The 13,471-nt window shown below is 73.4% G+C and carries 8 protein-coding genes and 1 pseudogene; 4 read left to right on the plus strand and 5 right to left on the minus strand.

Annotation, left to right across the window (positions count from 1 at the left end; translation table 11 throughout):
- The first annotated feature begins 59 nt into the window (after nucleotides 1–59).
- Nucleotides 60–2,078, plus strand: a complete 2,019-nt coding sequence (locus tag ACIBQZ_RS10835) for a serine/threonine protein kinase (RefSeq protein WP_396088347.1) — start codon at nucleotides 60–62, stop codon at nucleotides 2,076–2,078.
- A 130-nt stretch (nucleotides 2,079–2,208) separates the two neighbouring features.
- Here ACIBQZ_RS10835 and ACIBQZ_RS10840 read toward each other — a convergent pair whose 3' ends face one another.
- Nucleotides 2,209–2,682, minus strand: a complete 474-nt coding sequence (locus ACIBQZ_RS10840; protein WP_396088348.1) for a hypothetical protein — start codon at nucleotides 2,680–2,682, stop codon at nucleotides 2,209–2,211.
- A 365-nt stretch (nucleotides 2,683–3,047) separates the two neighbouring features.
- Nucleotides 3,048–4,202 (minus strand): acyl-CoA dehydrogenase family protein, encoded by a 1,155-nt coding sequence (locus ACIBQZ_RS10845; protein WP_396088349.1) that lies wholly within the window; start codon nucleotides 4,200–4,202, stop codon nucleotides 3,048–3,050.
- A gap of 148 nt (nucleotides 4,203–4,350) precedes the next feature.
- Here ACIBQZ_RS10845 and ACIBQZ_RS10850 point away from each other — a divergent pair, with 148 nt between their 5' ends.
- The 3 genes from ACIBQZ_RS10850 (at nucleotide 4,351) to ACIBQZ_RS10860 (ending at nucleotide 11,603) form a co-directional block, all read left to right on the plus strand.
- On the plus strand, nucleotides 4,351–5,790 hold the full coding sequence (locus ACIBQZ_RS10850) for a UDP-glucose dehydrogenase family protein (protein WP_396088350.1): 1,440 nt from the start codon (nucleotides 4,351–4,353) through the stop codon (nucleotides 5,788–5,790).
- A gap of 166 nt (nucleotides 5,791–5,956) precedes the next feature.
- The gene (locus tag ACIBQZ_RS10855; RefSeq protein WP_396088351.1) at nucleotides 5,957–11,038 is read left to right on the plus strand and encodes an SCO7613 C-terminal domain-containing membrane protein; all 5,082 of its coding nucleotides are present in this window, start codon (nucleotides 5,957–5,959) and stop codon (nucleotides 11,036–11,038) included.
- Between the two features lie 10 nt (nucleotides 11,039–11,048).
- A complete protein-coding gene (locus ACIBQZ_RS10860; RefSeq protein WP_396088352.1) occupies nucleotides 11,049–11,603 on the plus strand; it encodes a Uma2 family endonuclease in 555 nt (184 codons plus the stop codon).
- 5 nt (nucleotides 11,604–11,608) lie between these two features.
- On the opposite strand, the gene purE is transcribed toward ACIBQZ_RS10860, so the two are convergent.
- The 3 genes and pseudogenes from purE to ACIBQZ_RS10875 form a co-directional block, all read right to left on the minus strand.
- Nucleotides 11,609–12,106, minus strand: coding sequence for a 5-(carboxyamino)imidazole ribonucleotide mutase (purE, locus tag ACIBQZ_RS10865; protein WP_396088353.1), 498 nt, complete (start codon nucleotides 12,104–12,106; stop codon nucleotides 11,609–11,611).
- Nucleotides 12,103–12,819: a 5-(carboxyamino)imidazole ribonucleotide synthase gene (locus ACIBQZ_RS10870; RefSeq protein WP_396088398.1), complete on the minus strand. Its 717-nt coding sequence runs from the start codon at nucleotides 12,817–12,819 to the stop codon at nucleotides 12,103–12,105. Before ACIBQZ_RS10870 ends, purE begins: the two co-directional genes overlap by 4 nt.
- Before the next feature lie 204 nt (nucleotides 12,820–13,023).
- Nucleotides 13,024–13,443 (minus strand): annotated as a pseudogene (locus tag ACIBQZ_RS10875) (5-(carboxyamino)imidazole ribonucleotide synthase); the annotation flags it as partial.
- Nucleotides 13,444–13,471: the final 28 nt, after the last annotated feature.

Below are 13,471 nucleotides of genomic sequence, written 5' to 3' on the forward strand. Positions count from 1 at the left end.
CGGCATCGGTACGCTTCGCCGCGACGTCCGACAGAACAGGCTCTGACCACATCATGAGCATGCCGCTGCGTCCTGGCGACCCCCTCCGGCTCGGCAGATACGAGCTGGTCAGCAGGCTCGGTCAGGGCGGCATGGGCACCGTCTTCCTCGGCCGGGCCGCGGACGGCACGCTGGTCGCCATCAAGATGGTCCGGCCGGAGTATGCGGACGATCCGGAGTTCCGCGGGCGGTTCCGCAGCGAGGTCAGCCGGGCGCAGCAGGTGCCGCCGTTCTCGACCGCGGCGGTGCTCGACGCCGATCCCGAGCACACCCCGCCGTACCTGGTGGTCGAGTTCGTCGACGGCCCGTCGCTCACCGAGCTGGTGCAGCAGCAGGGTCCGCTGTCCGGGGCCGCGCTGCAGAGCGTCGCCGTCGGCATGGCCACCGCGCTGACCGCCATCCACGGCGCCGGGGTCATCCACCGCGATCTCAAGCCCGGCAACGTGCTGTTCGCGCTGGGCGGCATCAAGGTGATCGACTTCGGCATCGCCCGGGCGTTCGAGGCGACCAGCCGGCACACCCGTACCGATCAGATGGTCGGCACCGTCGCCTACATGGCGCCGGAACGCTTCGATCCCGGGTACGGCAAGGACGTGACCTCGGCGGCGGATGTCTTCGCCTGGGGTGCGGTGGTGGCCTACGCGGCGACCGGCCGTACGCCGTTCGCCGGCGACTCCCCCGCCGCTACGGCCATGCGCATCCTCACCCAGCCGCCGGACATCTCAGCGGTGCCGGAGCCGCTGCGCGGGCTCGTGGAGAGCACGCTCGCCAAGTATCCCGAGCAGCGGCCGACCGCCCGCGAACTGCTGGACTCGCTGCTGGGCAGCCAGACCCAGCCGATGCGCGCGGTGCCCGTGGCGGTCCCGCCGCCGGACGACACCGCCGACGTCCCGAAACCGACGGCGATCAATTGGCCGCGGCGCACAGCGGTGGCCGTCGCGGCTGCCGCTCTGCTGCTCATCGGAGGTCTGGTCGGGGCGCACAGCCTCAGCCGGGTGAGCAGCGACCCGTCGGGCCCGTCGCGGTCCTCGGCGGCGGCCCAGGCACCGCCGGTGGACGCTCGCACCGCGATCCTGGCCGGCGCCCGGCGCTTCTCGATCCGGCTCACCGAGGCCGACCGGTACTTCATGCTGGACCGCGACGGCGAGGAGCTGGAGGTCTCCGACGGCACGGGCTCCCGCTCGCAGTTCGTCCTGGAGCCGGTCGGCGTCCGGTACCTCATCCGGTCCCTCGGCAACGAGGGCTTCACGGCTCCGCCGACCTGCCTCGGCATCAGCCTGCTCCCCGAGGAACGGGCCGTACCCGTGGTGGGTACGGCGTGCAATCCCACCAAGGGGACGCTGTTCTCCCTGACCGAGACCGGTGAACAGAACGCCGGGGGCAGCCCGACGTACCGCATCGGCAGCGAGTACGGCTGGCTGTTGTGGGACGCCGACGCCAAGCGGTCCGAGGTCACCGAGGTCGGCGAGCCGCAGTTCGCCGACACGTACACCCTCGTCGACCGTGGCGAGCTGGGCGAGGCCGCCACCAAGCCGGCGCCCTCCGCGACGCCGGCCACGACCGACCCGGAGCTGGTGGACGCGGACCTGTCCGCGCTGAAGAACTTCGCGATCAACCTCGGCGTCCCGGTGGTCATCACCACGACCGCGGACGCGGGCGCCGAATACCACCTCGAAGCGCACCGGGACGGCACGGTCGACTTCACCGGCACGGCTGTCACCGAGTCGACCCGGATGATCCTGCGACCCGCCCAGGTCCGCAAGCGCACGACGAAGACCAGGAACCACGTGGTCATCGTCGCGTCGCCGGCGGCCGCCGGTGCGGGCCCGGAGTCCTGCGTGACCGACGAGAGCCGCGGCGTGGTGCGGATGCGGCCCTGCCGGCCGGGCGACACCGCGCAGTCCTGGCGGCTGGCCCCGGTCGGCGACTCCGGGCTGTTCGAACTGACCGGCGCGCACACCGCCCTCCAGGTCGACGAGGGAAAGCTCGTCGAGGAGGGCGGCTGGACCGCCCTCCAGACGACCGCGGTCAAACCCTGAGCCGACATCTCCCGGCCGTGCGCGTCGGGATACCGGGCCTTCAGCACGGCACGCAGGGGCGGGAAGTCGACGAGGACGTCCCAGGAGAGCAGGGTGCCGTGCCACACCCGTACGCCGGGCGGTGGCGTGTCTACCGCGAAGCGTTCGACCAGCCGGTGGCGGTGCCGTCAACGGTGTCGCCCAGTGGCCAGATCTGCAGGCGGTACTGCTCGTCCGGCTCGTGGTAGGCGGTGACCCGGACGCCATACGCCCCGGCGCCATCCGGCAGCGGCGTCCCGGCCTGGACCGCGGAGTCCTGCGACTCGTCGATGCACCACTGCCCGGTGCTCAGGTCGATCTCGCCTTCCACCGCATAGTCGAACGGCGCCTCGTCGCCGGTGAGCAGCGGCCGACGCGACCAGATCTCGACCGCGGCGCGCACGCTGCCCGGGTCAGCCACCGTGCGCACGGCCACCGCCGAACCGGAGAAACCGACGTCGCCGGCGTCGGCCAGCCGGCCCGCCGCCTGCATGTCGGCGAGGTAGCCATCGGCCCGCGCGTGCAGCCAGAAGGTACGGAACGAGGGCGAGACAACCGTCTCCACGGCGGACAATCGAACGGCCACACCGACCATCCTTCCCGTCGGCCCCGGGGGCCCGCGCAAGGCGAGAACGTCGCGCAAAACGCGCGGGTCGCACAGGCGTGGGTCAAGCGGAGTCTTGGGCCAGAGCTACGCGGTCGACTTTCGCAGCCTCAGCTGCAGCCTTCCCCGCAGATCTTGATGAGCACACCCCGCCGCTACAAGGTCCACCCCTCACGCCCCTTTCCTCCTTAGATGAACCCCTCAACCTTCAAGAACCAATCCCGCATACCGGATGAACCCGGCAACAGGCTGGGTCAAGGGGAACCGTGATCCAGAAACGGCGAAGGCGGAAAGCAGGGCCGACCGTCGCCGGTCGGCCCTGAGTTGACCTGCGGAAACCCGCCTTCTCAGCCCTTCAGGAGCTGCCGCGCCATCACGATGCGCTGCACCTGGTTCGTGCCCTCGTAGATCTGGGTGATCTTGGCGTCCCGCATCATCCGCTCGACCGGGTAGTCGCGGGTGTAGCCGTAGCCGCCGAGCAGCTGCACCGCGTCCGTGGTGATCTCCATGGCCGCGTCCGAGGCGAAGCACTTGGCCGCCGCGCCGAAATAGGTCAGGTCCGCGTCGCCGCGTTCGCTCTTGCCGGCCGCCACGTACGTCAGCTGCCGCGCCGCCTCCAGCTTCATGCCCATGTCGGCCAGCATGAACTGGATGCCCTGGAAGTCCGCGACCGCCTTGCCGAACTGCTTGCGCTCCTTGACGTACCCCTTGGCGAAGTCGAGCGCGCCCTGGGCGATGCCCACCGCCTGGGCCGCGATCGTCACCCGGGTGTGGTCCAGGGTCTGCATCGCGGTGGCGAAGCCGGTGCCTTCGGCGCCGATCATCCGGTCCAGCGGGAGGCGCACGTTGTCGAAGTAGACCTCACGGGTCGGGCTGCCCTTGATGCCGAGCTTCTTCTCCGGGGCGCCGAAGCTGACGCCCTCGTCGGACTTCTCCACCACGAAGGCCGAGATGCCCCGGGAGCGGGCGGTCGGGTCGGTGACCGCGAAGACCGTGTAGTACTCCGAGACGCCGGCGTTGGTGATCCAGCGCTTCACGCCGTTGAGCACCCAGTAGTCGCCGTCGCGGACCGCCTTGGTCGACATCGACGCGGCGTCGCTGCCCGCTTCCGGCTCCGACAGGCAGTACGAGAACATCGCCTCGCCGGCCGCGACGGGAGTCAGATAGCGCTCCTTGATGGCTGACGAGCCCGCGATGAGCAGCGGCATCGTGCCGAGCTTGTTCACCGCCGGGATCAGCGACGAGCTCGCGCAGGCCCGGGCCACCTCCTCGATCACGATCGCGGTGGCCAGCGCGTCCGCGCCGGCGCCGCCGTACTCGACCGGGATGTGCGGGGCGTGGAAGTCCGAGGCGCGCAGGGCGTCGTAGGAGGCCTTGGGGAACTCGGCGCTCTCGTCGGCCTCGGCCGCGTTCGGCGCCACCCGGGCGTCGCAGACCTCCCGCACCGCCGCCCGGATGGTCTCGTGGTCCTCCGGCAGCTGGTACACGTCGAATTCAGGCATGGCGCCTATGTTACCGGCGCGTAGGGTGCGCGCACTATCCTTCCCCGCGGACGGCGCGGAGATCGTGGTGGCGCCGTCATGAGAAAGTGAACGCCACGTTTCGGCGCAGGTCCCCCTCCGGCGCCCCGTGTGAGTGGAGTCTCTCCCCGTGACCATCCCGTACCCGACCCACCCGGCCGTGCCTGCCTTCGCCGAGGTTGAGCCGTCCTCCGGCGCCGCCCGGCCCCGGCTGGCCTTCCTCGGCACGGGATATCTCGGTGCGACGTACGCGATCTGTTTCGCCGAGCTCGGCTACGAGGTCCTCGGCTTCGACGTCGACGAGGCCAAGATCGCCAAGCTGGCGGCCGGGCAGATGCCGTTCCACGAGGCCGGCCTCGACGAGCTGCTGCGGGCCAACCTGGCCGCCGGGCGGCTGCGCTTCACCACCTCGTACGCCGAGGTCGCCGACTTCGCCGACGTGCACTTCATCTGCGTCGGCACCCCGCAGCGCGGCGACGGCATGGGCGCCGACCTGTCGTACGTCGAGACCTCGGTGACCAATCTCGCGAGGCACCTGACCCGCAAGGCGCTGATCGTCGGCAAGTCCACCGTCCCGGTCGGCACCGCGGAGTGGATCGAGCAGCTCGTCGCCAAGCACACCGACCCCGAGCTGGGCATCGAGGTGGCCTGGTCGCCGGAATTCCTGCAGGAGGGCTTCGCCGTCGAGGACGTGCTGCGGCCCAACCGGATCGTGGTCGGCGTCAAGTCCGAGTGGGCCAACGGCATGCTGTACGCCGCGCACAAGGGCGTCTTCGACCTGGCCGCCACCGAGGACCGCGAGGTGCCGCTGGTGGTCACCGACTTCGCCACCGCCGAGCTGGTCAAGGTCGCCGCCAACGCGTTCCTCGCCACCAAGATCAGCTTCATCAACGCGATGGCCGAGGTCTGCGAGGTCGCCGGCGGCGACGTCACCCAGCTGGCCCGCGCGATCGGCTACGACCCGCGGATCGGCAACCGCTTCCTGCAGGCCGGCGTCGGCTTCGGCGGCGGCTGCCTGCCCAAGGACATCCGCGCCTTCCAGGCCCGGGCCCAGGAGCTCGGCGCCGGCGAGGCGCTGCGCTTCCTGCACGAGGTCGACCTGATCAACCTGCGCCGCCGCAGCAAGGTCCTCCAGCTCGCCGCCGAGCTGCTCGGCCGCCGCTCCGGCCCGGCCGGGCCGGACCTGTCCGGCACCCGGATCGCGGTGCTCGGCGCCGCGTTCAAGCCCAACTCCGACGACGTACGCGACGCGCCCTCGCTGGCCGTCGCCGCCGCACTCGCCAAGGCCGGCGCCGACGTCCGCGTCTACGACCCGCAGGGCATGGAGAACGCCCGGGTCGCCCAGCCGGCCCTGCACTACGAGACCTCGATGGCTGACGCGGTCACCGGCGCCGAGCTGGTCTGCGTGCTCACCGAGTGGGCCGAGTTCCGCAATGCCGACCCGTCGGTGCTCGGTGACCTGGTCGCCGGCAAGCGCGTCATCGACGGCCGGAACTGCCTGGACTCGGTGCTCTGGGCCCGTGCGGGCTGGGAGTATCGGGGCATGGGACGGCCCGCACCCACGCTCTGAGCTTACCCGCGGCGGAAAACCCAGGCAAAATCGACGAAGAGCCGTACCGAAATGGCACGACGGCTGCGAACCTGCCGGGTTCGCGGCCGTTTCCATTGATCTCGACCTGCCTGAGACTGTTCTAATGAGGTGTCGGTTGCTTCGGTAGACGGGTCGAGGAGGTGCCGTGGCGCAGGCTAAGGAGCCGGACGGCTACGACGAGGAGCTCGCCCGCATCGAGGCATCGATCGCGGATCTCAAGATTCGTGACATGGCCGCCGCGAAGGAACGCACGCAGATCGCCAGCAAGATCCAGGCGGCGCAGTTCCAGCGCGACATCCTCGCGCACGCCAACCAGCAGAAGAAGCGCGCCGCGAAGCCCGCGCGCAAGGTGCGACGGCGCCCCCCGGCCGAGGGGCCGCCGTCCTGGGCCGAGCCCGGCACGCCGTACACGGGTCCGCCCGGCGTGGCCACCGACGGCGTGACCGTGCTGGTCGACGATCCGCCGCCGACCGAGAAGCCGGCGCCGCCGCCGCGCCGGCCCCGGGTCGCCCCGCTGCCGCCGGAGCCCGAGCCGCCGCACGGGCACGCGCCCGAGACGTCCTCCCAGTCGGTGCAGAACATCCTGCTCGGCCTCAGCGCGCTGGTGCTCGGCGTCGCCGCGGTCGTGTTCGCGGGCGCGGCCACCAACGCGGTGGGCCGCGCCGTCATCCTGGCTATCTTCACGGCCATCGCCCTGGGGGTGGCACCGAGCGTCTCCCGCCGCGGCCTCACCTCGACCGCCGAGACGCTGGCCGCGGTCGGCCTGGTGCTGCTGCCGATGACGCTCTTCGCGCTGCACGGCAGTCCCGCGCTCGGTGGCACCGCGGTCCCGTCGCCGGTCTTCCTCGGCGGGTGCCTGCTGATCACCGCCGTGGCGTCGTTCGTCTACGCGGGGCTCACCCGGCTCGCCGCGCCGCGGTACGCGACCGTGGTGGCCGTGCAGCCGGTGCCGCCGCTGCTCGCGTACCCGATGATCGAGAGCCCGGCCGGCTGGGCGCTCGCGCTGAGCGCGGTCGCGCTGATCGACCTGCTGCTGCTCACCACGGTGATCCGCGAGGGCAGCCTGGTGCCGCGCTGGCCGGTGGGCCGGCCGGTCGCGGCCGACCGCGAGAGCCTGGCCGAGGCCGACGCCCGGCAGCTCGGCGCGGACGACTTCGACGCGCGCGACGCCGACCCGGCCGATCCGGGCGCCTACGAGGCCGGTGCGCCGGCCCGGCCGGAGTCGCTGCCGGAGGAGCCCGACCTGATCATCGACGGGCTGACCGGGCGGCGCCGCTGGAAGTGGCTGCCCACCCGGATCTTCCCGGGTCCCCGCCCGGCCGGCGCCCCGCCCGCCGGAAGCGTCCCGCTGGCGCCGCCCGCCACCCCGCCCTCGGCGGGCTGGCTGCGCGGGCTGACCTTCGGCCTGCTCTGCGTCGCGGCGGCGGGTGCCCTGCTGTACGCGGGCGCCGCGCTGCTCAGCGCGGACGTGGTGGCGGACGCGGTGCGCTCGGGCCTGATCCTGGTGCTGGCCGCGGTGACGGTGTCGGCCGCCGCCCGGCTGGTCGGCAAGCTGCTGGCCCGCAACATCGCCGGCGGCGTGCTGGCCCTCGCGGTGATCGCCGCGTGCGCGCGGATCGCCGCCGTCGCCTCACCGGCCTGGACCCTCGCCGCCGCGGCCGCCGCGGTCGCGATCACCGGCGCCGTGGTCCGGATGGTGCCCGACGAGGTCCGGCGCGGCCCCCAGTACGCGTCGGCCGCCGCCCTCACGCTGATCGGCCTGTTCGTCGCCGTGGACGCGCTCCGCGCCGCGCTCGCCCCGGTGCAGGCCGCCCGCCCGATCTGGAACGCCGACACCGCCGCCTACGCCGACAAGCTCGCCGAGGCGGCCGGCCGCTCCGGCTGGCTGCTCGCGCTGAGCGCCCTGCTGCTGACCGTCGCCGCCGCGCTCGCCCTGCCGGCGGAATACCGGCACGAGGGTGCCGTGACCGGGGTCGCGCTGACCGCGCTCGCGGTGCCCGCCTCGCTGGGCCTGCCCTGGTCGGAGGCGCCCTGGCCGCTGGTGCTCGCGGCCATCGGCCTCGGCGGCGCCGGCCTGCTGGCGCCGACCCGGCGGATCGCGATAGCGCACATCGCCGCGGCCGGGGTGGTCGGGCTGTTCGGCGCGGCCGCCGCGCTCAGCGCGTCGTGGCTCACGGCCGCCGTGCTGACCGCACTGGCCGGCGCGGGCGTGATGGTCGCGGTCGCGGCCCGGCAGATTCCGGTACGCCTGTACGCGTGGCTCATCGGCGACTGGGCCTCGGGGGCGGCCGCGCTGGCCATTCCCGGCGCCGTGGTGACCGCCGTGCTGGCGACCCACGACACCGGCGGCGGCCCGCTGCCCACCGAGGCCGTCACCGTGCCCGCGCTGGCGCTGGGCTTCCTCGCCGTGGCCGGCACGCTCACCTACGCGGCCGTCTTCCAGGTCGCCCGCCGCGAGATCAGCGTGCCGCTGACCGTCGGCGCCGGTGCGGGCGCGGTCGCGATGGCGCTGGCCGCGCTGCTCTCCCCCGGCGCCACCGCGCCTGACATCTGGGTCGGCGCCCTGCTGCTGGCCGCCGCCGGCCTGCTCTTCTTCGCCAAGTCGATCGACAACGGCCGGCGCGCCGACCGGATGATCGACGGCCCCGACATCGCGGCCGCCGCGGCCACCGTGGCGATCTGCGGCGCGCTCGCCCGGGTCGCCGCGCTGGCGTTCCCGGCGGCCCCGCTCGCGGTCGCCGCGGTCGTGGTGCTGATCGTGTCGTTCGGCGTCCGTGCGCTGCCCGCCGACTGGCGCCGCGGCCCGGTCCGCGGCATCGCGGTGGCCGGCCTCGCCGTGGTGGCGATCGCCGGCTGGCAGGCGATCGCCAGCGGCCTGCGGATCATCGCCGCGCCCGGCCCGATCTGGGCTTCCGACGTCAACGCCTACTCGACCGTCCCGCCGGAGGGCGCCTGGCAGGCCCCGGTGGCCCTGGTCATCGCCGCGGTCGCCGCCGCTGCCGCGCTGCCCCGCCCGGCCAAGTACGACGTCAGCGCGGTCTGTGCCGCCCTGGCCACGATCGGCGCCCCGGCCGCGTTCGGCCTGCCCTGGTGGTCCCCGCTGCTGATCGGCGGCGCGGTCACGCTCGCGTACGGCATCGCCGCCGTCGCCGCGACGGACCCGCGCGCCGCGATCGACCGGGCCGGGGTGGCCGCCGTGGTCGCGCTGCACGCGGCCGGCGCGGGCCTGGTGCGGCCCTGGTCCACCGCGATCGCGCTGCTCCTGATCATGCTCACCGGCATCCTGGTCGCCTGGATGGCCCGGGCCGACGTGACCCCGGCCGCGCGCCGGGAGTGGGCCGAGACCGCCGACGGCGACGAGGTCATCAACCTCGCGCTCGACGACACCGGCATGCCCCGGCACCGGGCCCAGATCGGCGGGGCCGCCACCGCCGCCGCGCTGCTCAGCGCCCCCGGCGTGCTCGCGGCCATCGCGGCCGACCAGGGGCACACCGCCCAGGTGGTGCTGACCGCCGCGCTGGCCGGCTCCAGCCTGGCGCTGGCGCTGCTGGCGATGGCCGGCCGCTGGGTGCCGCAGTACCTGCCCTGGGCCACCGTCGGCCTGGTCGGCGGCGCCACGGTCACCGCCCTCGCCTCGGTGCCCAACGACTTCCCCACCGCCCTGTACGCGGCCGCGGCCGCCCTGCTCGGCGTCGTGGCGGAGCTGCTGCGGGGCGCCATCCCGGCCCCCGGCATCACGGTCGCCCCGAACCGCCGCTGGGTCGAGGGCGGCTACGTGCGCCCCCGCTGGACCACGATCCGCCCGAGCGGCCTGCGCGGCCGCTGGCTCGTCGACCCGGCCACCGGCGCGGTGGTCGTCGCCGCGCTACCCACGATCCTGGCGCTGTTCTCCCTCGCCCCGGCGCTGCGTGCGGCGCTCATCGACCCGTTGGGGCAGCTCGGCGCGATCTGGGACGGGCCGATCGCGGCGCTGACCGACCCGGCGTCCGGCAACGTCGACGGCACCAGCGTGCTGGCCGCCGTCCTGCTCACCATCGCCGCCGCGCTCGCCGCGCTGGGCTTCGGCGGCAAGCCGGCCGAGGCCGTACCGGTGATCCTGCCCGGCCTGGCGATCACGCTGCTGATCGCGCCGATCGCCCTGCAGGTGCGGTGGCCGGCGGCGACGGCTGCCGCTTTGATCGTCTTCACCATCTCCATGCTGGGGCTGGCGCTGACCCCGCCGCCGGTCGCCAACCGGGCCGGACTGCTGCGCGCGACCCGCAGCATCGTCTTTGTCATCGGCCTGCTGGCGGGCAACGCCGGCCTGGCGGGCAGCCTCGCCGACCGCCAGCTGACGCTCTTCACCCTCGGTACGGCGATCATCGTCGGGCTGGTCGGCGCGATCGGCGGCCGCAGCCGGCACGCCCGCGTGCTGGGCTGGCTGTTCGCGGCGGTGATGGGCCAGCTGTTCGTGCTGACCGTCGCGCTGGTGGCCGGCCTCGAACCGGCGTGGGCCGCGTTCGGCGTGCTGGCGGTGGGCGCGGTGCTGCTGGTGCTGGAGGCCCTGCTGCCCCGGCTCGGCCTGCCGGAGTACCGCCTCGAGGCGACCACGGTGGAGTGGAGCGGCTACGCGTCGGCGCTGCTCGCCGGGGCGCTGGCCTTCGACTCCCCGGCCCACCTGGCGGCGCTGCTGGCCGCCTGGGGCGCGGTGCTGGGCCTGACCGCGACCCGGCCGGGCCGTACCCCCAACCAGCGGCGCAACCTGTTCTGGCTGGCGGTCGGCTTCGAGATCATCGGCATCTGGCTGTTCATCGCGATCGCGGACGTGGCGCTGCCGGAGGCGTACACGCTGCCGTTCGCGGCGCTGGCCCTGCTGGTGGGCGTGCTGGAATCCCGGCAGCGCCCGGACCTGAGCAGCTGGGCGGCGTACGGGCCGTCCCTGCTGGCGGCGTTCGTCCCGACCGTCGGCATCGTGATCGCCACCGACTCGGGCGACCTGCGGGAGCTGCTGCTGTTGCTGGGCGCGGTGACCACGCTGATCATCGGCTCCCGCCTGCGCCAGCAGGCGCCGGTGGTGATCGGCGCGGCGGCGACGGCGATCGCGGCGATCCACTTCGCGACGACGCTGGTCGGCCCGTGGCTGGTGCTGGTGCCGGTGGGCGTGGTCCTGCTCTTCCTGGGCGCGACGAACGAAAACCGCCGCCGCACCCAGGAACGCCTCCGCGGCGCCCTGGTCCGCATGCGCTGACCGGGCGACGATGAGAGTCGAGGTTTACGGCCGGCTTCCCGCCGTCATCACGCTTGACGACCTGGCCGCCATGAACGACGCGGACCAGCACGGCCATCGATTCGAGCTCAGCCCCGAGGGCGCCCTGTCGGTCATGCCACTGGCGGATTCCGAGCATGCCGTCATCGCCAGCAAGCTGATCACCTGGCTCGTCCTCGCGGGCTGGTCCGCGGATCATGTGCTCCAGGCGGCCGGCATCCGGATCCCGGGACCGGACGGATCCGGCGGCCGGATCCCCGACCTGACCGTCTGGGCCGGGCCACGGCCATCCGGCGTCTGGCAGCCAGTCGCCGGGCTGGTGCTCGTCGTCGAGATCGTGACTCCCAGCTCCGCCGCGACGGACCGAATGATCAAGCCCCGCGAATACGCGCAGGCGGGCATCCCACGCTACTGGCTGATCGACCGGGACGTCGCCCAGACGGTCACTCTGCACCTGCTCGGCGCGGACCGGACCTACCAGGTCGCGGCGAAGGTGCCGCTTGCCTGGTTGCTGCAGACCGCGCCTGCCGACCACCTCGGCGGCTGAGCGGGTCAGCCCAGCAGGCGGGCGCGCAGCGCCTCGTCCTTGTCCGCGACGACCTGCTCAAGGTTGGCCTGGAACGCCAGCATGCGCTTGAGCAGCACCGGGTCCGCCGCGGCCAGGATGCGCACCGCCAGCAGGCCCGCGTTGCGCGCCCCGCCGATCGAGACCGTCGCCACCGGCACGCCGGCCGGCATCTGCACGATCGACAGCAGCGAGTCCATGCCGTCCAGGTACTTCAGCGGCACCGGCACGCCGATCACCGGCAGCGGGGTCATCGACGCCACCATGCCGGGCAGATGGGCGGCCCCGCCCGCGCCGGTGATGATGACCTTGAGACCGCGGTCGGCCGCCGAGGTCGCGTACTCGACCATCTTCTTGACCGTCCGGTGCGCCGAGACGACGCCGACCTCGAACGGCACCTCGAACTCGGCGAGGGCCAGCGCCGCCGCCTCCATCGTCGACCAGTCCGAGTCGCTACCCATGATCACGCCGACGACGGGTGTCATTCCTTGCCCTCCTGGAGCCAGCGAGCGGCACGCACCGCCCGGGCGCGCACCGTGGTCAGGTCGTCGCCCAGCACCGTGACGTGCCCGATCTTGCGGCCCGGCCGGACCTGCTTGCCGTAGAGATGCACCCGGGCGCCCGGATCCGCGGCGAACAGGTGGTGCAGGCGCTCGTCGATGGACATCCCGCCCGGCTCGCCGCCGAGCACGTTGGCCATCACCACGGCGTTGGCGGTCAGCGAGGTCTCGCCCATCGGATAGTCGAGCACGGCCCGCAGATGCTGCTCGAACTGCGAGGTCCGCGCGCCCTCGATGGTCCAGTGCCCGGAGTTGTGCGGCCGCATGGCCAGCTCGTTGACCACGATGCCGGTCGGGGTCTCGAACAGCTCGACGGCCAGCAGGCCAACCACCCCGAGGGCGTTGGCCAGGTCGATGGCGAGCTGCTGGGCCTCGATGGCCAGCGCCTCGGACAGGCCCGGCGCGGGCGCGAGCACCTCGACGCAGATGCCGTCGCGCTGCACGGTCTCGACAACGGGATAGGCGGCCACCTGCCCGAACGGCGACCGGGCAACGAGCGCGGCCAGCTCCCGCCGCAGCGGCACCCGCTCCTCGACGATCAGCTCGATGCCGGTGGCGACCAGCTCGGCGGCGGCCTCGGGACCGTCCAGCATCCACACACCGCGACCGTCGTAGCCACCCCGCACGGCCTTGGCCACAACCGGCCATCCACCGCCGCCGGTCGGCCCCCCGGAAACGTCCGCCCCGGAAGGACCGGCCGTCCCGGAAGGACCGGCCGTCCCGGAAGGACCGGCCGTCCCGGAAGGACCGGCCGTCCCGGCACCGGTCTTGTCGGGGCTGGCCTTGTCGGGGCTGGCCTTGTCGGGGCCGGCCTTGTCGGAGGAGCCGGGGCCGGTGGCGGCGAGTTCGGCGGCGAAGGCGGTGATGTCCTCGGCCGAGGACACCGGCCGCCAGCGTGGCACCGGCGCGCCCAGCGCGGTCAGGTGTTCCCGCATCCGCCGCTTGTCCTGCGCGTGCAGGATCGCGTCGGCGCCCGGATAGATCTTCACGCCCTCGGCCGCCAGCGCGGCGATGTGCTCGGTCGGCACGTGCTCGTGGTCGAACGTGACCGCGTCACACCCCTTGGCGAACTCCCGCAACGCGGCAAGATCGGTATGGGTGCCGATCCGCACATCGGCGGTTATCAGGGCGGCGCTGTCGTCGGGCGACTCGACGAGCACGCGCAAAGACTGGCCGAGGGCGATCGCGGCTTGGTGGGTCATCCGGGCCAGCTGGCCGCCGCCCACCATGCCGACTACGGGCAGACCGGTTCGGGTATCCATCTCGCCGCCAGCCTAACGATCGCCGGAC

Source organism: Actinoplanes sp. NPDC049599 (assembly GCF_044465625.1).
Lineage (GTDB): Bacteria > Actinomycetota > Actinomycetes > Mycobacteriales > Micromonosporaceae > Actinoplanes.

Bases quoted from the DNA above. Each gene is read 5' to 3' on its own strand.
- ACIBQZ_RS10835 (WP_396088347.1), top strand. From the start codon at position 60: ATGCCGCTGCGTCCTGGCGACCCCCTCCGGCTCGGCAGATACGAGCTG.
- ACIBQZ_RS10845 (WP_396088349.1), bottom strand. From the start codon at position 4,202: ATGCCTGAATTCGACGTGTACCAGCTGCCGGAGGACCACGAGACCATC.
- ACIBQZ_RS10860 (WP_396088352.1), top strand. From the start codon at position 11,049: ATGAGAGTCGAGGTTTACGGCCGGCTTCCCGCCGTCATCACGCTTGAC.
- purE (WP_396088353.1), bottom strand. From the start codon at position 12,106: ATGACACCCGTCGTCGGCGTGATCATGGGTAGCGACTCGGACTGGTCG.